At 50.9% G+C, this 18,343-nt stretch carries 18 protein-coding genes and 4 tRNA genes; 9 read left to right on the forward strand and 13 right to left on the reverse strand.

Annotated features, from left to right (window positions below; all coding sequences use genetic code 11):
- Positions 1-45: 45 nt before the first annotated feature.
- Positions 46-741, reverse strand: coding sequence for a phosphohydrolase (locus ABLV08_RS11425; RefSeq protein WP_325896538.1), 696 nt, complete (start codon positions 739-741; stop codon positions 46-48).
- Between the two features lie 43 nt (positions 742-784).
- On the reverse strand, positions 785-1,066 hold the full coding sequence (gene drpB, locus ABLV08_RS11430) for a cell division protein DrpB (protein ID WP_015705988.1): 282 nt from the start codon (positions 1,064-1,066) through the stop codon (positions 785-787).
- Between the two features lie 547 nt (positions 1,067-1,613).
- On the opposite strand from drpB, the gene ompC reads away from it, so the two are divergent.
- Entirely contained in the window at positions 1,614-2,756 is a 1,143-nt protein-coding gene (gene ompC, locus ABLV08_RS11435; protein ID WP_015705989.1) for a porin OmpC, read from the forward strand.
- A 320-nt stretch (positions 2,757-3,076) separates the two neighbouring features.
- Here the strand turns inward: ompC and ABLV08_RS11440 are convergent.
- Positions 3,077-3,166: transfer RNA gene (locus tag ABLV08_RS11440), tRNA-Ser, on the reverse strand.
- Positions 3,167-3,256: 90 nt separating this feature from the next.
- Here ABLV08_RS11440 and mtfA point away from each other — a divergent pair.
- Positions 3,257-4,057 (forward strand): DgsA anti-repressor MtfA, encoded by an 801-nt coding sequence (gene mtfA, locus ABLV08_RS11445; protein WP_348855856.1) that lies wholly within the window; start codon positions 3,257-3,259, stop codon positions 4,055-4,057.
- 100 nt (positions 4,058-4,157) lie between these two features.
- Positions 4,158-4,233: transfer RNA gene (locus ABLV08_RS11450), tRNA-Asn, on the forward strand.
- Between the two features lie 54 nt (positions 4,234-4,287).
- On the opposite strand, the gene ldtA is transcribed toward ABLV08_RS11450, so the two are convergent.
- The 3 genes from ldtA to nac all read right to left on the reverse strand — a co-directional run bounded on the left by ldtA (position 4,288) and on the right by nac (position 7,280).
- The gene (gene ldtA / locus ABLV08_RS11455; protein WP_058675534.1) at positions 4,288-5,229 is read right to left on the reverse strand and encodes a L,D-transpeptidase; all 942 of its coding nucleotides are present in this window, start codon (positions 5,227-5,229) and stop codon (positions 4,288-4,290) included.
- Positions 5,230-5,305: 76 nt separating this feature from the next.
- Positions 5,306-6,256, reverse strand: coding sequence for an HTH-type transcriptional regulator Cbl (gene cbl / locus ABLV08_RS11460; RefSeq protein WP_015705998.1), 951 nt, complete (start codon positions 6,254-6,256; stop codon positions 5,306-5,308).
- A 106-nt stretch (positions 6,257-6,362) separates the two neighbouring features.
- On the reverse strand, positions 6,363-7,280 hold the full coding sequence (gene nac, locus ABLV08_RS11465) for a nitrogen assimilation transcriptional regulator NAC (RefSeq protein WP_015365883.1): 918 nt from the start codon (positions 7,278-7,280) through the stop codon (positions 6,363-6,365).
- Positions 7,281-7,594: 314 nt separating this feature from the next.
- Between nac and ABLV08_RS11470 the strand changes: the two genes are divergently transcribed.
- From ABLV08_RS11470 to ABLV08_RS11480, 3 genes are all read left to right on the forward strand, one after another.
- Positions 7,595-7,670: transfer RNA gene (locus tag ABLV08_RS11470), tRNA-Asn, on the forward strand.
- Positions 7,671-7,789: 119 nt separating this feature from the next.
- Positions 7,790-8,503: a 4'-phosphopantetheinyl transferase superfamily protein gene (locus ABLV08_RS11475; RefSeq protein WP_045389789.1), complete on the forward strand. Its 714-nt coding sequence runs from the start codon at positions 7,790-7,792 to the stop codon at positions 8,501-8,503.
- Positions 8,504-8,570: 67 nt separating this feature from the next.
- Positions 8,571-9,503, forward strand: coding sequence for a nucleoside recognition domain-containing protein (locus tag ABLV08_RS11480; protein ID WP_020078391.1), 933 nt, complete (start codon positions 8,571-8,573; stop codon positions 9,501-9,503).
- On the opposite strand, the gene ABLV08_RS11485 is transcribed toward ABLV08_RS11480, so the two are convergent.
- Positions 9,414-10,982: an alpha/beta hydrolase gene (locus ABLV08_RS11485; RefSeq protein WP_183268816.1), complete on the reverse strand. Its 1,569-nt coding sequence runs from the start codon at positions 10,980-10,982 to the stop codon at positions 9,414-9,416. The genes ABLV08_RS11480 and ABLV08_RS11485 overlap by 90 nt on opposite strands.
- A gap of 157 nt (positions 10,983-11,139) precedes the next feature.
- On the opposite strand from ABLV08_RS11485, the gene ABLV08_RS11490 reads away from it, so the two are divergent.
- On the forward strand, positions 11,140-11,379 hold the full coding sequence (locus ABLV08_RS11490; protein WP_348855858.1) for a histidine kinase: 240 nt from the start codon (positions 11,140-11,142) through the stop codon (positions 11,377-11,379).
- Between the two features lie 128 nt (positions 11,380-11,507).
- Positions 11,508-12,962 (forward strand): AMP nucleosidase, encoded by a 1,455-nt coding sequence (locus tag ABLV08_RS11495; RefSeq protein WP_015365878.1) that lies wholly within the window; start codon positions 11,508-11,510, stop codon positions 12,960-12,962.
- Between the two features lie 130 nt (positions 12,963-13,092).
- Here ABLV08_RS11495 and ABLV08_RS11500 read toward each other — a convergent pair whose 3' ends face one another.
- From ABLV08_RS11500 to ABLV08_RS11520, 5 genes are all read right to left on the reverse strand, one after another.
- Positions 13,093-13,461, reverse strand: a complete 369-nt coding sequence (locus tag ABLV08_RS11500) for a hypothetical protein (protein ID WP_162866863.1) — start codon at positions 13,459-13,461, stop codon at positions 13,093-13,095.
- Positions 13,415-13,786, reverse strand: coding sequence for an MFS transporter (locus ABLV08_RS11505; RefSeq protein WP_045389785.1), 372 nt, complete (start codon positions 13,784-13,786; stop codon positions 13,415-13,417). Before ABLV08_RS11505 ends, ABLV08_RS11500 begins: the two co-directional genes overlap by 47 nt.
- Positions 13,787-13,801: 15 nt before the next feature.
- Positions 13,802-15,046 (reverse strand): hypothetical protein, encoded by a 1,245-nt coding sequence (locus ABLV08_RS11510; protein ID WP_015706005.1) that lies wholly within the window; start codon positions 15,044-15,046, stop codon positions 13,802-13,804.
- Positions 15,047-15,128: 82 nt separating this feature from the next.
- On the reverse strand, positions 15,129-15,422 hold the full coding sequence (locus ABLV08_RS11515; protein ID WP_071647699.1) for a 2Fe-2S iron-sulfur cluster-binding protein: 294 nt from the start codon (positions 15,420-15,422) through the stop codon (positions 15,129-15,131).
- The gene (locus ABLV08_RS11520) at positions 15,394-16,542 is read right to left on the reverse strand and encodes a hypothetical protein (RefSeq protein WP_077203624.1); all 1,149 of its coding nucleotides are present in this window, start codon (positions 16,540-16,542) and stop codon (positions 15,394-15,396) included. Before ABLV08_RS11520 ends, ABLV08_RS11515 begins: the two co-directional genes overlap by 29 nt.
- 68 nt (positions 16,543-16,610) lie before the next feature.
- On the opposite strand from ABLV08_RS11520, the gene ABLV08_RS11525 reads away from it, so the two are divergent.
- A complete protein-coding gene (locus ABLV08_RS11525) occupies positions 16,611-18,101 on the forward strand; it encodes a PLP-dependent aminotransferase family protein (RefSeq protein WP_348855861.1) in 1,491 nt (496 codons plus the stop codon).
- A gap of 150 nt (positions 18,102-18,251) precedes the next feature.
- On the opposite strand, the gene ABLV08_RS11530 is transcribed toward ABLV08_RS11525, so the two are convergent.
- Positions 18,252-18,327, reverse strand: a tRNA-Asn gene (locus ABLV08_RS11530).
- Between the last annotated feature and the right edge of the window lie 16 nt (positions 18,328-18,343).

Consider the following 18,343-nt stretch of genomic DNA (forward strand, 5'->3'; position numbering starts at 1 on the left):
CACGGACAATTTTTGCAGAGAGTACCACAAATAGTCGCAACGGATTTAAACCGCTGGCGCAAAGCGGCGTAAAACCGCTTCATCCAACGACAACGGGTCGCCACGCAGTTCGGCGCTCAGCTTCGCCATAAATTGCACCAGAAATTGGGCGTTATGCACCGCCAAGGCTCTTCCCTGCTCCGTTTGCATGGTCTCAGGCAGACGGAGCAATTTGCTCTGGAAATGGTCGAGAGCATATTTCTTGTCATCAAGATCGCGCTGGTCAGCAAAGGGGTCGTTAGCATCAAATAAAATCGTGTTTAGCGCGCCTGAAACGGCAAAGACACGGGCCAGGCCAATTGCGCCCAAAGCTTCCAGACGATCGGCATCCTGGACTATTTTTGCCTCTACGCTTTGTGGCAGTATTGCCGCACTAAAGCTATGCGCTTCAATGGCATGCATAACAGCAGGATAACGGTCGGCTGGAAAGTCGGGGAAAGCGCTTTGCAGGATAGACCGCGTTTTCTGCGCCGCCATGCGTGAAGAATGATGACGTTGAGGATGGTTTTTAGCCAGGCTGACAATATCGTGAAAGTAGCAGGCCGTCAGGATAACCAACTCGTCAGCGCCGCTCTCGTCGACCAGTTGCTGCGCGGTACTCCAGACGCGGCGAAAGTGCGAAATGTCATGCGCCGCATCTTCCTGTGCATGATGCGTATTTAACCAGTTTTCAAATCGTTGTTGCCATTCAGCTAATAACATGAGCGTTTCCTGATGCCTGGGACTAGCCACGAGCATAGCAACTTTAATCGCGCTGTTCATGTACCTGAATAGGGGGACGCGTGTACCAGGCTATCGCCCCAAGGATTAACCCCACTGCCCCCAGCACCAAAAAACCCAGCAGCGCGCCAATCCATTTGCCCGCCGTTGATCCCCATTCACCATCAATGCTGGCGCCGGGAACACTTTGAATCCGCCCCACTATCCACCAGTACCGTACCATCGCCCACACAAAGTAAGCGCAAAAAGCGTAAAAAGCCCATAACGCCAGCTTTCCAACGGGCCCCCGTTTCGCTTTCGTGTCCATTAAATCCTTCTCCATACATCAACCACAACGCATCATCGTCAACCACACATTTGTGACGCAAATCACATTATACAATTATCATGCTTATCTGGAAGCATGAGTGTAGTACTGAGCGCTTTTGGACATCCGTGAACGCAGGAGCGGTACTCCCCTATATATTACGGCTGTGTTCATGCTTTTAAATAAGACGATTTGCTGAAATTCAGCGATGTTCGTTATCAAACAAAATTATTTCAAATGATGACTTATCACTTTATAACCGATGATATTATTATGCCATTTACAATACACATATCATTATCATAAAAAATTAAAAAACCTTTAGTATCAACAACCATAATAAGTCACTAATAAGCCACGGAAATACTCATTACCCAAAGAATAGAAAATACATATATTGAATATAAAATAAATATTTTGAAATATTTTAATATACCTTTATTACATTTTTTATTTAATTAAAAATGAACTTAAGCGGCTAGTATCGATTTGTCATTCCACAGGGAATTAGACAATTCATATTAATTATGATTAAAGGGAATACATAATGAAAAGAAAAGTATTGGCTATTATGCTGCCAGCGTTATTAGCAGCAGGCGCGGCGCACTCTGCGGAAATTTATAATAAAAACGGCAATAAACTGGACCTCTACGGAAAAGTTGACGGCCTGCACTATTTCACTGACGATGCTTCTGAAGATGGCGACCAAACCTACGTACGTTTCGGCCTGAAAGGCGAAACACAGATCAACGATCAGCTGACCGGCTACGGCCAGTGGGAATACAATATTCAGGCTAACACCACTGAAGGTGAAGGCGCTAACTCCTGGACTCGTCTGGGTTTCGCGGGTCTGAAATTTGCTGATTACGGTTCACTGGACTACGGCCGCAACTACGGCGTTATTTATGATGTTGAAGCCTGGACCGATGTGCTGCCGGAATTCGGCGGCGATACCTACACCCAAACTGACGTCTTCATGCTCGGCCGTACCAACGGCGTGGCGACCTACCGCAACAGCGATTTCTTCGGCCTGGTAGATGGTCTGAACTTTGCCCTGCAGTATCAGGGTAATAACGAAAACGCGGGTTCTGGCGAAGGCACCAATAACGGTGGCGATCGTAAACTGGCGCGTGAAAATGGCGACGGCTTCGGTATCTCTACTTCCTACGATTTCGGTATGGGCATCAGCTTCGGCGCGGCATATGCTTCTTCCGATCGTACCAACAATCAGGTGGCTGCCTCTGCCAGCAGCGCATACGCCGGCGGCGATAAAGCCGATGCCTGGACCGTAGGCGCGAAATACGATGCTAACAACATCTACCTGGCAGCGATGTACGCGGAAACCCGCAACATGACCTCCTTCGGTAAATCCACCAGCTATCTCGGCGGCGGTATTGCCAACAAGACGCAGAACTTCGAAGTCGTTGCCCAGTATCAGTTCGATGATTACGGTTTACCGCTGCGCCCATCCGTTGCATATCTGCAGTCTAAAGGTAAAGACCTGTACAACAGCGGCGACAAAGACCTGGTTAAATACGTTGATGTGGGTATGACTTACTACTTCAACAAAAACATGTCCACCTATGTTGATTACAAAATCAACCTGCTGGACGAAGATGACTACTTCTACCGCGCAAACGGCATCGCCACCGATGACGTTGTCGCGCTGGGTCTGGTCTACCAGTTCTAAGATCCCCTCATGACCAAAGCCTGCCACGCGCAGGCTTTTTTATTTTAACGGTCAGCCAATACTGCCTCGCGCGACGTCGGCATCAATTCACTGAATTCATTTAAATTTCGCCAAGGAAGTGGCTCAATAGCACTTCAGCAGCGGAAGGGATACTCGCGAGCGCACGAGAGCGGAAACGCTGAAATTTAGTCCTGGTCTGAGTCAGAAAATGAGAAGATTCTTTGGCGCCCTTGTCTGCTTCAGCGCTATGCTTTTTTGTAAAGGGATTGTCTCAGCGGGATATGCATCACTGAAAAGGATAAGCGTAAGTGATTGAATAGTGGCGGAGAGAGGGGGATTTGAACCCCCGGTAGAGTTGCCCCTACTCCGGTTTTCGAGACCGGTCCGTTCAGCCGCTCCGGCATCTCTCCGCTGTTGAGGTTGCTATAATGCCAGGTTCTTTGGCATTTTAATAGCTCCAGTCCCTTAAATTGAGTTCAAGTGACGACTTTGCGAGCGATATGATGTTTAAATGGCCGTGGAAAGCAGAAGAACAGACAGGCAATGGCGAAATCCCGTGGGAACAAGCGGTTGCCATTCCGGTTTTAGCAAACCTCACTCATCAGGAACAGCAACAGCTGTGCCAAATGGCAGCACGTTTTTTACAGCAAAAACGTCTGGTGCCGTTACAGGGATTTGAGTTAACCCCATTACATAGCGCGCGTATCGCCCTACTCTTTTGTCTGCCGGTGCTGGAGCTTGGCCTTGAGTGGTTAGATGGCTTCCATGAAGTCCTGATCTACCCAGCGCCCTTCGTCGTCGATGACGAATGGGAAGATGACATCGGCCTGGTGCATAATCAACGCATTGTGCAATCCGGGCAAAGCTGGCAGCAGGGTCCCATTATCCTTAACTGGTTAGATATTCAGGACTCTTTCGATGCCTCAGGTTTTAACCTGGTGGTGCACGAGGTCGCGCATAAACTGGATTCACGTAACGGCGATCGCGCCAGCGGCGTCCCTTTTATTCCCTTGCGTGAAGTCGCTGGTTGGGAACACGACCTGCATGCGGCGATGAACAACATTCAGGATGAAATCGATCTGGTCGGCGAAAGCGCCGCCAGCATTGATGCCTATGCGGCAACCGATCCGGCTGAGTGCTTTGCGGTGCTCTCAGAATATTTCTTTAGCGCACCGGAGCTATTCGCACCTCGCTTCCCGGCGCTATGGCAGCGGTTCTGCCTGTTCTATCGTCAGGATCCGCTACAGCGTTTACGGGAAAACGATCTACTGGATGAAGACGACGCGCGCGTTGTTCATTAAAAGCCCACTTTGAACTAAATTTCGCCAATTGAATCAGCTGGTTAAATTTAGTGTTGACACTAAAATGCGAGGCCATTAGTATGCGCCTCGTTCACACGATTCCTCTGTAGTTCAGTCGGTAGAACGGCGGACTGTTAATCCGTATGTCACTGGTTCGAGTCCAGTCAGAGGAGCCAAATTTAAAAAGCCTGCTTTCGAGCAGGCTTTTTGCTTTTTAACATCCACGCCAGTTAAAAACTGCTTTCTACCGCTGAACGACTAATATTCACCGGCATCCCGGAGCGCCTCTGTAACGCTGAATCCGCGCGCCCGACATTCACGCCCGCGCCCTGTACAAACTCACGGATTGCCGGGGTATATGGCAGCGGTACTTTACGGTCTGACTGAAATTCAGCGCGATTACGCGATAACGGTTCATGCACTTCCAGCCAGCGGCTACCGTCCGGTTCAGTCGTGTATTTTACCGGCTGATCGATAATCTGTACTCGCGTGCCAACGGGCACATTATCGAACAGGTATTTGATGTCATCGTTGCGCAGGCGAATACAGCCCTGGCTCACCCGCAGGCCAATGCCAAAATTGGCATTCGTTCCATGAATGGCATACAACCTGCCAATATAGATAGCATACAGCCCCATCGGATTATCTGGCCCGGCGGGCACCATCGCCGGCAGGGTTTTACCTTCTTTGGCATACTCGCGACGGGTATTCGCCGTCGGCACCCAGGTAGGCCCTTCCTGCTTACGTTCCACCGCCGTCACCCAATTACGCGGCGTCTCGCGCCCCGCCTGACCGATACCGATCGGTAACACCTCGACGGTAGTGCCCTCAGGCGGATAATAATAAAGCCGCATCTCGGCGACGTTTATCACGATACCGCTACGTACAGTAGCAGGCAGGATCAATTGCTGTGGGATAATCAACGAGCTTCCCGATTTGGGCAGATAGACATCGACGCCGGGGTTAGCCTCCAGCATATTGCTCAGCCCCTGCCCGTACTGCGCGGCAAAGGTTTCCAGCGGTTGGGTATTACGCTCGGGCACGTTAATTTTCATCGGGCTGCCAACCAGACGACTCCCTTCCGGCGGCAACGGATAACTTACCGCCAATGCGCTGTGGCTGGCCAACATCATCACCAGAGAGCAAAGCAACATCATACGCCGCACCATCATTTTCCCTTCCTCAGTCGCGACTCACGTGAATGAATTATAGCTGCTTTGTCGCCTCCCGCTTGCCCGCTGGCCGCACTCAGATTTGATAATCGATCGCCACTTCCTCCGGCTCCATCGCCTGGCGCTTAATCTCATCCAGCGATAGTCCAGCATTGCACAGTTCAATGAAGCGCCAGACGTAGTTACGTTGTAACTGACCGCGTTTGAGCCCCAACCAAACGGTATTGGCATCAAAGAGATGGCGTGTTTCCAGCCGGGTAAAGGTATCCGCTTCGCGAGCATCGCCGGATTGCTCCGCCACCAGCCCCACGCCCAAGCCCAGCTCCACGTAAGTTTTGATCACATCCGAATCCTGGGCGCTGAGGACGATATCCGGCATCAGCCCTTTACGGGTGAAAGCTTCATCAATACGCGAGCGCCCGGTGATCCCCTGACGGTAGGTAATTAACGGCCAGCGCGCAATAGCCTCGAGCGTGAGCGGCGTAACCTCAATCAGTGGATGATCTTTTGGCACTAACAGACTGTGGTGCCAGCGAAACCAGGGGAATGCCACCAGCGTCGGGTCGTTACTTAAGCGCTCGCTGGCGATACCAATATCCGCCCCGCCGTTGTGCAACAACGCCTCGATTTCCTGCGGCGTCCCTTGCACCAGTTCCAACCGCACTTCGGGGAAAAGTTCGCGAAAAGCTTTAATTACCGGCGGTAGGCTATAACGCGCCTGAGTATGCGTGGTGGCAATAGTTAATACGCCTGAAGCGTCATTGGTAAAAAGATCGGCCAGCCGGCGAACATTGCTGGCCTCGTTGAGGATCCTTTCGGCAATGGAAAGCAGCGCTTTACCGGGTTCGGTCATCCCCAGAAGACGCTTACCGCGGCGGATAAAGATTTCTATCCCCAGCTCTTCTTCCAGCTCACGAATATGGCGGCTGACGCCAGATTGCGAGGTGTACAGCATATTAGCGACTTCCGTCAGGTTGTAATCCCGACGGGCCGCCTCGCGAATAATTTTTAGTTGCTGGAAATTCACCTTTTCCCCCAGGTCTTCAGACATAACATGATGTCTATTGTTAAAGTCTGTTTACCCGGCAAACAAATAATAAAAACCAGCAACTTATTCCTTAAAAGAATATAACCTAACTGACCAGCTGTAATTCACGATTCTCCAACGAAGGACGGCTGACCAGCGACAGCAGGATATCTTTGACCGCCTGAGCCTGAGGAGATAAACCGCCGCGCGCCGAGGTATTCAGTGAGAGCGACAGGCTCATCGACGGGGTGCTGATGCGCGCCATCCAGCCATTTGCCGTAGCACACAGCGAGCGCGCCGCCGATTCCGGCAGTACGGTAACGCCCATTCCACTGGCGATAGCGGCAGTTAATGTAGTGATGGATTCGATCTCGCCGATCACTTTTGCCGACAGGCGGCGTAAGGTAAAGGCTTCCGTCACCCTGGCACAGACAGCGCTATAGTCACGCGGTAAAAACAGACTCATCTCCGCCACCGCAGAGAGATCAACGCTTTGTCCCGGGCAGTTTTGCGTGCCGACCAGATACAAATCCTCTTTTAGCAACGGCTGGCTGACCACTCCCGCTACCGGCGAACGTTCGTACAACACCGCCATATCCAGTTGGCCGCCAAGCAGCTTGTCATTTAAAACGCTGCCGCTACATTCCTGCAGATAGACGTTGACCTCGGGAAGCTCATTACGCACGGTCTGCAGCAACGGCATGGTGATCGCCGAAGCCGCCGTTCCCGGTGCAAGGCCAATCGCCACCTGCCCGCTCAGCGTCTGGCCCACATTATGTACCGCCAGATGCGCCTGTTCACACTGACGCAAAATGGTTCGCGCGTGGGTATAGAGAATTTTCCCCGCTTCGGTTGGCGTAACGCCTCGTTTGGTGCGGATCAGCAGTTTCTGCTCCAGTTCACCTTCCAGGGTCGCTACCTGCTGACTCAGCGCCGGTTGTGCGATATGCAAGACTTCAGCGGCCTGGGTCAGACTGCCGATATCGACGATTTTCACAAAATACTTCAGTCGTCTTAAGTTCATTTTGCCTCCTGTAAGGGAATGCCACTACTGGCCATTAAGTTACAGGGATTTTGCAAGATGCTTGCCAGGTTTTACGTAGCCGCTCACCGCCCTGCTGGCGCGGTAAAATAAGGGTTAGTGATAATACTGCTGGCTTCCATGAGCGCATGATATGCCCCATTAGGGGTATAAATGCACCATTTCGGTGCATTTCCGCCGGCGTTTACTCTAAAAGGGTTTTGATTGTTGAAATTGTCAGCAGTCGAACGCTTTATGGCGATTCAGCCTTTGACAACACCCTAAGTCATCGATAATATGCGCCCCGTTCACACGATTCCTCTGTAGTTCAGTCGGTAGAACGGCGGACTGTTAATCCGTATGTCACTGGTTCGAGTCCAGTCAGAGGAGCCAAATTTAGAAAAGCCTGCTTTCGAGCAGGCTTTTTGCTTTTATTTGCTTTATACACCTTCTGCTTTGATTATCACTTGCGTTAAGGTAGCGTCATCGTTCGTTTCACCAGATGATCCTGCATGTTTATCGTTACCGACACCTTCCGCGATTTACCTTTTATTCAGCATGCCGAGTGCGGCTATCTTCGCGCTGACCCGGCGTTAAAATTCTGTCGGGTACGTTTCGCCAGGACACAATTACAGGACGCACTTTTCAACCAATACGCCGTCCCGTTCCCTTCTTCTCTTGCGGGCGCCGTCGTAAAACGTAAAGCCGAATATCTGGCCGGGCGCTACTGTGCGCACTATTTACTGCGACAAGCCGGCTGCTTAGAGCCGGTGTTAAGCGCCGCCGATCGCGCGCCAGTTTGGCCGGCAGGCTGGCGAGGAAGCGTCTCGCATAGCGAAGATATCGCCATCGCGGTGGTTGCCGCAGAGGCCGACGGCCGGTATCCCGGGGTCGATATCGAGCATCTGCAACCGGGGGTCATGCGGGAAAGCGCCGATATGTTTGTCTCGAAAACGGAACAGGCGCTGCTTTCCTGTTGTGGGCTGGATATGGAGTGGGCACTGCTGCTGGCTTTCTCAGCCAAAGAGAGCCTGTTCAAAGCGCTATATCCGCGCGTACAGCAGATGTTTGATTTTGATGCCGCCGCCATAGTCGCAGTCGACCCGGCAAAACAGCGTTTCACGTTACGCCTCAATAAAACGCTCAGCGACGCCTTTGCCGCAGGTAGCCCGTTCAGCGGCGAATATCACTTCAGTGAAGGTACCGTTCTTACCTGCCTGTGCTAGCTGTTCATTTCGCCCCTTCGGGATTATGATGGCGCTAACTATTTGACCTGCATACAGTGATAGATAAATGGATGTCATCGGCATCATTATGTCAGCGGGGAAATCCTCCGTCGACGTAGCGCTTTATACCTTATTACCCATTATGGTCGTCATGCTGATCATAATGAAATATCTCGAAGTCCGCGGAATTCTCGACATCATCGTGCGCTGGCTGGCGCCGCTGCTAAAACCCTTTGGGTTGACCGGCATGAGCGCCTTCGCGCTGATTCAGATAAATTTTGTGAGTTTTGCCGCCCCGCTCGCCACGCTGGCGATTATGGATAAACGTGGTGTTTCCGACCGACAAATGGCCGCCACCCTGGCGATGGTGTTCGCCATGGGCCAGGGCAACGTTTTCTACCCCTTAACGCCGTTTGGCCTGCACTGGCTGGCCGCAATCACCATTTCTATTGTCGGTGGACTCTGCGCCGCAGCGGTCTGCTGGTACGCCACCGGGCGTAAGTTATCCATTGTCGAGAGCAGCCGGGCAGAAGTACTCCCGGAAAGCGAACAAAATAATCACGGGCTGATTGCGGTGATCAATAGCGCCGGCGCCGACGCTATCCGCCTGGCGCTTGGTGCCGTGCCGATGCTGATTTTATCTTTGACCATCGTCGGCCTGATGCAGGCGGCTGGCGTCATCGAAATGCTGCAGCGCGTGCTGATGCCGCTGCTGCAATGGCTACATATCCCGGAAAACTTCGTTCTGCCCGCGCTGGTGAAATGTGTGGCGGGCGGTACCGCCTATTTTGGGGTTATCTCCGAGCTGGCGCAGCAGGGAAAAGTGACGCTCAGCCAGATTAACGCCTCCGCGGGGCTGCTCATCCAGACTTTCGACCTACCCGGCATCGGCATTTTCCTTGGCGTCAGCTCAAGATTTGTGCGTCTTTTCCGCTTCGTCGCCCCTGCCGCCCTCATCGGTATTGCGCTGCGGACGGTATTGCACATCCTGGTGTTCTGAGCCCAACGGTAGACGCTGATCAATCCGCTGCAGCAGGTAGGGGAAAAACGGGTTAGAGGTGGCGCGCATTAACGTATCAAGACCGACGCTCAGCGTCGCGGTCTCGCCGCGTAGCGAAATGGTGCCAAGACTAATACCGCTAAGGTTTTTCTCCGTCGGCTCGCGGCCATACAGCGAATCGGTGATGGGGAACGGCACCGCGATATGCGAAAGCGAGTACATATCCTGCGGCCAGGACAAATGCAGCGCCTGGGTTCTCTCGGCGGTTTGCCCCGCCAGCGTCAGGCGCGCGACGGTATCGAGGGTGTGCTGAGTCGCATTCGTCACGATCGTCGTGGAGTACGGACGCGGCGCCGGAGGTAACAAGGTATTCACCGCCGAATAAGTCGCCGGACGAAACAGCGCCCGCAGGTTCGCCGCCTGATTAATATCGAAAATCACCAGTTCGCTGCCGTTGTCCGGCAAATAGCGGTATAACGAATCAACCACTGCTCGAGTACTGACCGTAGAATCAATCACCGACTGAAAGGTTAACACCGGCGCAATAGAAGTTAGCCGCTGGCTCTGCGCCGCCTGGATAATCTGTTTTTGTAAGGCCTGGGTCAGCAGCCACGACTGGCGCGCTGCCTTTACCGGAAATGAATTGTACTTATAAGGGTTAAACTCCGGAATGACGTTTAGCCACGCCGCGCGCGCAAAGGCGGGAAACACCGAAGGCAGGCCAGCCAACCCGGCGAAACGGGCGAAAGCGGTGACGCCAATCATCGGCGAAAGTAGAATAATCTGCTGCGGCCTGACCAGCGATTTATCGGTCAGTTCATCAAGCGCATACTTCAACGCCAGCGCGCCGCCGTTAGAATATCCCACCAGATGCAGCGGCACATCCCCACCGGCAAGTCGCGTCGCTTCTCGTACCGCCAGGCGAGTTGTCGCCAGCCACTGTTGCCAATCAACGTGGGTTAATGCGCCAGGCGCGGTACCGTGGCCGGGTAAGCGCGGCGCCACCGCGACAAAACCTTGCCGTTGATACTCTTCCGCCAGATAGCGCACGCTGTAGGGAGAGTCGGTTAATCCATGCAGCAACACCACCGCCCCACGCGGTTTGCCGGATGGCAGTAGGATAAAGGAGCGATTCCAGTCTGGCGTAAAGCGTTGTGGGTAGACCAGGCTGTCGCGATAAAAGCGATTTAGCGGCGTTTTGTCAGCGGCTGATAGCTGGTCACTGACCTCACGCCGCAAATCAGCAAATATTTCATCTTCCCGCTTGAGATAGCTGGCAAAGCTGGCGCGGTCGATTTCACCGGCGGTCATCTCATCCCCAGACCAGGTATGCCAGCGCTGCAACGCGGGGCCGCGTTCCGATTCATAGATTCGTCCGATGAAAAACACCACCACAACAATAGCGGCGGCGACCAGCGCTTTTTTCGCCAGCGAGACTATCCTTAATCCAGATTGATTCAGAATCTTGTTAAATCGCATCAAAGCCATAGGTGTTATTTGCCTGTCCCGCTGCATCGCCGAGTTAAGATTTAACAACGTCAGCTAAACGTAAATTAAACCAATGGGTAGTTTCAGTTGTCTTTAAAACGATAACACGGCAATTATCATTCTGAGTGTAACAAGCCTGGGTGAAAACATGGAGTGGTGGGTAAAGAAAGTACGGAAAAATTCCTCTACAGCAACGACTTGCGTGGTTCTACAGAGCGGTCAGTTCGTGGTGATTGCTGAAATCGAAAGCCGATGCAGACTGCAGGAAGGCGATAAGTTAACGCCTGGCCCTAATGCGCTTTATTACATCAACAATAACGGCGCGGCGACATTAAGAGTGATAAGCGCAAGTAATTTTAGCGCCGAACGTTGGGCAAAGACAGCCTGATCCTGGGTGGCTAAGCTTTTATTATCAACGAGTTTGAATATTTATCCGGGACAGTAATTTTCCTTCGCCATTTTCACGCTGTAGCATACTATCGTCAGTATCAGCAGACCTGAAACAAGGAGCGAATGATGAACCAGAAGGCCGTCAGTCTGACCCCGGAGCAGGCGCTTTCCCAGTTGGAAGCGCAGTATGAAAGAGCGGTTAACGCGTTGCGTAAGGCCATTGGCGAGTACATTCACCACAATATTCTTCCTGATGAAATAGCCCGTGCTGAAGGCTTATTCGTCTATCCTCAATTGTCTGTCTCGTGGGATGGCGCCGAGCACAAAGCCTTAAAAACCCGAGCCTGGGGGCGATTCACCCATGCAGGCTGCTACACCACCACCATTACCAATCCAAAACTCTTTCGCGCTTATCTGCTGGAACAATTAACTCTGCTGTATCAGGATTACGGCGCGCATATTAGCGTCGGCAATTCGCAGCACGAAATTCCCTTCCCTTACGTGATTGATGGCTCTGCGCTGACGCTGGATCGCTCGATGAGCGCCGGATTAACGCGTTATTTTCCGACCACCGAACTGTCACAAATTGGCGATGAAACCGCCGATGGTCTGTTCCACGCCACCGAGTATTATCCGCTGTCGCATTTTGACGCCCGCCGCGTCGATTTTTCACTGGCACGCCTGAAGCACTACACCGGCACGCCGGTTGAACACTTCCAGCCGTATGTCTTGTTTACCAACTACACGCGTTACGTCGATGAATTCGTCAGTTGGGGCTGTAGCCAGATCCTCGATCCGGATAGCCCGTACATTGCCCTCTCCTGTGCGGGCGGGATTTGGATCACCGCCGACACGGAGGCACCGGAAGAGGCGATTTCCGATCTGGCATGGAAAAAACACCAGATGCCGGCCTGGCACCTGATCACTAACGACGGTCAGGGCATTACATTGATCAACATCGGCGTCGGCCCGGCCAATGCCAAAAATATTTGCGATCATCTCGCGGTGCTGCGCCCTGACGTCTGGCTGATGATTGGTCACTGTGGCGGTCTGCGTGAGAGCCAGTCGATAGGCGACTATGTACTGGCGCATGCCTATTTACGTGACGACCACGTACTGGATGCGGTGCTGCCGCCGGATATTCCCATCCCGAGTATCGCCGAAGTGCAGCGCGCGCTGTATGACGCCACTAAACAGGTTAGCGGCATGCCGGGGGAAGAGGTCAAACAGCGTCTGCGTACCGGTACGGTGGTGACCACCGATGATCGCAACTGGGAATTGCGTTATTCCGCCTCGGCGCTGCGCTTTAACCTCAGCCGGGCGGTAGCCATCGATATGGAAAGCGCCACCATCGCCGCGCAGGGCTACCGTTTCCGCGTACCTTACGGCACGCTGCTGTGCGTCTCCGATAAGCCGCTGCATGGCGAGATTAAGCTACCGGGACAAGCGAACCGCTTCTACGAAGGGGCAATTTCCGAGCATCTGCAGATAGGGATCCGCGCCATCGATCTGCTGCGCGCCGAGGGCGACCATATGCACTCCCGCAAGCTGCGTACCTTCAACGAACCGCCGTTCCGTTAATCCGCCCACCCGCTTTGTATGGCATCATGCAAAGCGGGTATACCGCAAATCTAGCGAGAATAAGCCAGCGTTCGGGATAAATAATATCGATACAATGAGAACCCCCCCAGGGCTGCGGCGATTACCGAATTCACCAGCCAGACAGCTGCAAAATTAAAGTACTCGAGTATGACGCTGTTGATGGCGTTGGCCGCAAATAACCCGCCAGCCGCCACCAGTGAAATAGCGCCATCGCGCCCCATGCAATACCGGCACGTAATTCATTAAAAATACGGCTAAATACCGTCTGTGCGAAAATAACGAACAAGGTATTAACGAAGAAAACCACGCTAACAAAATACTCGCTATACTGGTGGGTGATAAATATTGGCAACAGGTACTCAATATGAGAGTAAAAATACATAAAGAAAAATTGCAGGGCAAAAACGGGGAATAACGCTGGATTAAACAGGCTAGCCGAGAGCTCGACTATCAGCGACCGGCGCCCCGCCAATACCATTCATCACCGCAGAAACGAGCAGGATCTCATGATTCGCATTCAAATCCAGAAGCGCAAACGACAGCGCGCGCACCCCCACCCCGGCAAGGGCGGCATAAACGGCAGGAAAAATATCAGCCATGCTGCCGCCAAATAAAGCGAAAACGCGCTGTGAAATGACTTTAATTGAGACCAACACACCGGCAAATGCCACGCCATAACCTAAATTATCTGACACATAAATGGCATAGTAAGGATTGATAATAAAGCTGCCGAGGCTGAATATGAACAACGACAGCAAATAGTTCAGACTACGTTTATCGTGGCAGATAAAAGAGGATTTCATTTGTGCTCCACGCGCTTAGCTAATTTCAGCGGCAGACTCAATAGCCGTCGCCAGCGTCTCTAATGAATTGAGTAACTGCTCATGGCTACTATCGCGCAAAATGATATGGCCAATAAAATCGGCATTCGTCTTAATTTCGCCATTAAGGATGTCGCCGATTTTGGCTGAAAAGCTGGCTTCATGAAGCGTAATACCCGCCTGCAATGCCAATTGCTCAACATCTGGTAATGCCTGCAAGGTTCCTGATACGCGGGCCCGAAGCATGCGGATACCAGAGTAATAGTTCTGTTTGAGCGGCTCAGCCGTATATTTACCCTCCGCAGCCCAACATAGCCACAGCAGCCATGGATTGAAATTTTCAAAGCTCAACATCGCCAGATCCCAAATATGCATACCGGCAGGGCGCATATTGGTTTCAACAGCGGCCGTCGCGCCGGGAAGTAAAAATATTTCGTTATGCCAGGCGCCATTCGACGACGACACCAGTTCACGCATATGTTCGCCTGCAGAACGCAGCAGTATTTCATCCGCCGGGGTCAAACAGGCAGGCACCACCTGTTGATACTCCGCACGGTAGTGGCCTTCAGTAGTATGCTTTTCCGTGATCCACTGCTTACCCGCCACACTATCCCAACTAAATTCTTTCGCATTTTCGATAAGAGATTCCACCAGGATCCCTGCTTCGCGATAAGGCGCCAGTGAAGCCCAGATAGACTCGCATTGCTCAATATACTCAATCACCTGGCACCCGCGGCTATTGCCCTCCTTCGCTGGCTTGATAAACGCCTTACCGCCTAACGAATCGACCAGATCTTTAAGTTCATTCAATGATGTTACCGGCTGGCTGGTTACCGTCCGATAACCGGCGGGATGGAATGAAGCCCTGGCATCCAGTTGACGGAATATTTGCTTATCCAGCCCTGCTTTTGCTTGTTCTGGCAGCGCGCCGGGTAGTCTGTTCTTTTGCGCCAGCAGCGCCCCCAAAGGAACACCTCGATCGGAAAATGGTAAAATACCGATGGGAGAAAGTGATTCGGTTGCCAGATATTGATGAACGACATCCGCTGAGGCCGGGAGTTGTGTAACTTCAAGCGTTGTTTCAATCACCAGATCAGCAAATTGCTCATCGCTTGCTGTTTTTTTCTCAGTAATTAATACAACTTTGGCGTCAAAATATTTTTGTGCCTCAACGCGAATTTTAGCAACATCATAAATTCTGACGTTATTATATCCAACGACAATAAAGCATGGCGTATTCATGATAAGGCTTCCACTGTGCAGGTATTAAAAATTGACTCAATGACTCTTGCGATTTTCGTTTGCTCGCCAAAGACCACACCACTCAATGGCGAGGTTGTCGGTGAGTAAGAAATTGTGCCGCGCGAGGAGACATCCTGATTTTGCACTGGCACGCCAGCCGCACCGTTTGATCTTCTATACCAAGCAATTTGAATAAACGTTTCTCTTTTAAAGTCTTGCCCGTGATATTCTCCATCCCTGATAATACCTTGACTCGACACAACCCACAGTTTCCAGTTTTACAACCAAACCTCATGTTCTCCCTGCATTCTAAAAGGCTCACCACATCCCTGAAAGTGAATTCAGTTTCACTTTTCACAAACATCACTGACGGCATCTATATTTTCCTTATAGAATTTATTTGATGAGTACTTATATTTCCACAGCCAAAGTAATAACGCGACAATAGAAATTAAAGAAAGCACTTCTGTGTTAATCGCCACCGGAAAATAACGCATAACCAGAACCGTTAATCCTGCGCCAAGACTGACGGACAACTCTTTTATTAACAGAGAATTTTCTTGCGCTGCACAATAGTCAATATAACTCAATGCACATTCAGCAATTGATAGTATTGTTAGCCATACCGCTGCTCCCCAAAAAGTATAAACATGGAAAATGCCAGGTACTGCCAAAACGATCAAACCAAGAAGTATAATCACTATCGACAACAGCATTGCTTTATCGCCACTGCGATTAATAAGCGCCATTAATGGTATCTGTATTAATGCAACAATTGCGCTGTTAAAGATGATCATCATGCCATACCAGGCTGGTAGAGTCTGTCGATGAACCAGAATTTCCTGCGGCAGGATAGAGAATACCGCAAATAATTTAACCCCAGTAACAATCCCTGCTAATACCCATTTCAACTTTCCAGATTTGGCAAAGTTCTTCGTCAGTAGCGTCTGCGCCGTCAGGTCACTTGATAAACTAAAATGGCGTGCGGTTGGTAAACAAACGAGCAATAAAGCAGCAATTACAATATAAAATAATAATGGACTCCAGTGCGGATAGAGTAATAATAACCCGGCACACAGACTGCCGAGATTAAGCATAATTTTATTATTAGCCGCTCCTGCCGGGGTTCTGGCCGCATCATTCTTCACGATATAACCCAGCACGGCGACACCATAGCTAAAGAGGACCACCGCCAGCCAATTGACGCCCGTTGCAACATTTAGTGCTAATAATACTAGTCCCAGCAGCGAGACCGACAGAGTAACTATTAATGCACGTTGACCAAACAGACCTAGCGTCAATGGGGTCAATATCAACAGAAACCGATAACCAAAAGCCAGTAAGGCATTACTGGCCGTGTCTAACCAAACATTGGCCTGCCCGAGCAGGGAAAACAGGGCAATTGCAGAGACCATCCGTAGTAACAATAGCTGGGCGGAAGATGTGCCCAACCTTTTGATAAATAATAAATAAAAGTTATTTTTTGCCACTGTCATACACTCATCTTCAGAACCACAATTGATGGGCTAAAGATATATCGCGTTAGTGTAGTACTGTTCATAGAATGTTTAGCGAAATATTCGCTTTCCTTACAGGTAAAATCTCCGGTACAGTTCGAAGAGTCAAGGCAAGTATCAGAGGTAGCCCCATTTTTAGCTTATCCCAACTACAACTGGTGAATGGCACTGCCAAAGTCACCCAGATTGTTGATTTTATCAGCGCGGCAATCATCGGCGGCCAATTATTACCGGGCAGTCGTTTACCTTCCCTGAGGGAATTCTGCGACCAGGTTGAAACCAGTAAATTTACCGTTGTGGAAGCACTGGAACGCTTGCGTGCCAGAGGACTGATCACCTCTATTCAGGGAAGAGGATATTTTGTCAGCCATGCACGGCAAACGACTGAGATTGACGCCGACAAGCCTCTTTCGTTAGTCAGCCCCGATCTGCATTCAAGACTGAAACACGCTTTTGCAAAAAGTAGCTATATTCTTCGTCCCGGATGCGGTTTTTTGCCTGAAGAGTGGTTGGATACTGAGTTTTTCCGTAAAGCGCTACGCCAAATTATCCGCAAACCGCAGCTAAAATTCTCTGAGTACGGTAATCCACGAGGATACCTGCCATTGAGAAAAACACTACAGATGAAAATGAATGAGGCGGGAATTAGCGTACCGGTTGAGCAGATTATTATGGCGAATAGCACCATGAATGCCATCGACATGCTGTTCCGTATTCTGATCAAACCTGGCGATACCGTGCTGATTGACGACCCTTGCTATTTCAATTTTCGCGCCAGTCTGAGTCAGCATCAGGCCAATGTTGTCTTTATCCCTCGCGGCCATACAGGGGTTGATATTGATGAGCTTGAAACCTTATTAAAAGAGTCCCGGCCCAGGGCTTATCTCACCTCCGGACTAATGCACAACCCCACCGGGCAAAGTTATAGTCTGGAAGAGATGTTTGCTTTAATCACCGTATTAAACCGCTACGATTGTCATCTCATTGAAGATGACCTATATCATGACCTGATGGAACCGGCAACCAAGCCAATGTCGGCGCTTGCCGGGCTCACTAATGCCAGTTATATATCCGGCTTCTCAAAATTGCTGAGCGCCAATATGCGGGTTGCCTATATTGCAACGAACCCATTGCTGGCTGAAAAATTAGTACAGCTAAAACAGCAGACTGGCGGCGTCACCTGTGAATTTACCGAGCAGACATTACATCAATTCTTCCGTGACGGTAGCTATAATCGCCATCAGCGCCGGCTTATTGGTAATTTGAGTGACGTCTCCTCGCGGGTAAAAAACTGGCTTCAGGAAGCAGGTTGTCGTTTCCCGGTCCTCCATTCTTACGGGTTGTTTTTATGGGCTGAATTGCCTGAACATATCGATAGTGAAACGCTGGCTGAAAGAGCATTAGCGCAGGGTCTGGCTCTGGCGCCAGGTACGCTGTTTTGTCAAAAAGCGGAAGGGCTACGCTATATGCGCTTTAATATCGCCCATAGCCACAATGATAAAGTTGCCGCGCTGGTTACCCGGTTACTAAAACCCTAATCCCTTGCTGAGACAAACCTGACTATGTGGTTTGTCTCAATACCTTAGACTGACCCCATCTGACCAGTAAAACAAAAAAGCCTGATGATACATTAGCATCATCAGGCTTTTTGATAACTTCACGAAGCTGACTTCATGAAGTCCTGAATTTGGCTCCTCTGACTGGACTCGAACCAGTGACATACGGATTAACAGTCCGCCGTTCTACCGACTGAACTACAGAGGAATCGTGTGAACGGGGC

It is taken from the genome of Klebsiella sp. CN_Kp088, from assembly GCF_040064335.1.
Taxonomy (GTDB): Bacteria; Pseudomonadota; Gammaproteobacteria; order Enterobacterales; family Enterobacteriaceae; genus Klebsiella; species Klebsiella aerogenes.